This is a genomic window from Streptomyces sp. NPDC002446 (assembly GCF_053595675.1).
Map to the genome: position 1 here is coordinate 1 of NZ_JBSFYC010000162.1, position 2180 is coordinate 2180.

The following is a 2180-nucleotide window of genomic DNA, read 5'->3' on the forward strand; positions in this document are numbered from 1 at the left end:
GCTGTGCGTTTTGCGGATCAGATTTCCTGGTTGGAGGATTCCGGTGTCTCCACATTCGTGGAGATGGGACCGGGCGGCGTACTGACCGCCATGGCCCGTGAGTGCATCAAGGGACACCATGCCGCCCTGGTGCCCATGCTGCGTAAGGGAATGCTTGAGGACCGGGCCGTCGCCAAGGCCATGGCCGAATTGCATGTGCAGGGCGTGACGGTGAATTGGCAGGCGTTCCTGGAAGGGAACGGGCGCCATGCCCACCGGACGTCCTTGCCGACCTACGCATTCCAGCGCAAGCGCTACTGGCTGAAGGACATCGACGACAGCGACGACACAGGCCGCGGCGGGGCGGCCGCCGCGAACGGAACCGGCGAACGAGACGCTGAGGCTGACGCTGACCGGGGAGCGGGCGGAGAAGTCGGAGGCGCATTCGGCGGCGAAGTCGGCGACGCATTCGGCGACGCGGAGAACGATGCGCATTCCGCAGTCGAGTCCGCAGCCGAGTCCGGAGCTGGACGGCGTGAGTCCAGCCTCGTCGAACGGATCGCCCAGGCCCCCCGGGATGAAGCGGAACGCCTGGTCCGCGAACTCGTACGCACTCAGGTCGCTGTCGTCCTGGGGCATGACAGGGACGACACCGTCAAAATGGACCTCCGGTTCAAGGAACTCGGCTTTGACTCCTTGATGGCGGTGGAACTCTGCACCCGACTCGGCGACGCCATCGGCCAGCGCCTGCCCGCCAGTCTCACCTTCGACCACCCGACTGTGAACGCCGTCGTCGGGAATCTGCTGGCGGAAATACGCCGCGCTCAGAACCCGGAGGGAGCCGTGGAAAGGGCACTTCCGGACGACGCCGCCTCCGACACGGCGCCGGCCGACGATGACGCGGACCCGATCGCCATTGTCTCGATGGCATGCCGCTTTCCGGGCGGGGTGAGCTCGCCCGAGGATCTGTGGCGGCTTGTTGCCGAGGGCGGGGATGCGATTTCGGTGTTCCCGGCGGATCGTGGCTGGGATGCCGAGTCGCTGTACGACACGGATCCGGGCCGTGCCGGAACCTCGTACGTCCGCGAGGGCGGTTTCCTTTACGGTGCGGCGGAGTTCGATCCGGGATTCTTCGGGATTTCGCCGCGGGAGGCGCTGGCGATGGATCCTCAGCAGCGGCTGCTGCTGGAGACGTCGTGGGAAGCCTTCGAACGAGCCGGCATCGTGCCGCAGTCCCTGCGTGGCTCCCGGACCGGAGTCTTCGTCGGTGCGACGGCTCAGGAGTACGGCCCCAGATTGCACGAGGCCACCGATGGAGCCGAGGGCTACGCCCTGACCGGCACCACCCCCAGCGTCCTGTCGGGCCGGTTGTCGTACACGTTCGGGCTGGAGGGCCCGGCGGTGACGGTGGACACCGCATGCTCGTCGTCGCTGGTCGCGCTGCATCTGGCCGTCCGTGCGCTGCGGCAGGGCGAGTGCACCCTGGCCCTGGCGAGCGGCGCGACGGTCATGTCCACCCCCGGCATGTTCGTGGAGTTCAGTCGTCAGCGGGGGCTGGCGGCGGACGGCCGGTGCAAGGCGTTCGCGGCCGCTGCGGACGGCACCGGTTGGGCTGAGGGTGTCGGTGTGCTGGTGCTGGAGCGGCTGTCGGATGCCCGGCGTAACGGCCACGAGGTGCTGGCGGTCGTCCGCGGTACGGCGGTGAACCAGGACGGGGCGAGCAATGGCCTGACCGCTCCGAACGGTCCCTCGCAGCAGCGGGTGATCCGCCAGGCACTGACGGATGCCCGTCTGTCGGCCGCCGATGTGGATGTGGTGGAGGCGCACGGTACGGGGACGACGTTGGGTGACCCGATCGAGGCGCAGGCGCTGATGGCGACGTATGGCCAGGGGCGGGGGGAGGCTCAGGAGCCATTGTGGCTGGGGTCGTTGAAGTCGAATGTCGGGCATACGCAGGCGGCTGCGGGTGTCGGTGGTGTGATCAAGATGGTGTTGGCGATGCGGCATGGTGTGCTGCCGCGGACGCTGCATGTGGATGAGCCGTCACCGCATGTGGAGTGGTCGGCGGGTGCGGTGGAGCTGCTGACGGAGGAGCGGGCTTGGCCGTCGGTGGCTGGTCGGTTGCGGCGTGCGGGTGTGTCGTCGTTCGGTGTGAGCGGGACCAATGCGCACGCGATCATCGAGGAGCCTCCGGTGGTGGA

General features: G+C 68.1%; 1 protein-coding gene. It reads left to right on the plus strand.

The features are described 5' to 3' along the window. Positions 1-2180: beta-ketoacyl synthase N-terminal-like domain-containing protein (locus ACWD6P_RS36950; RefSeq protein ID WP_451448600.1), on the plus strand; the 2180-nt coding region annotated here is incomplete at both ends.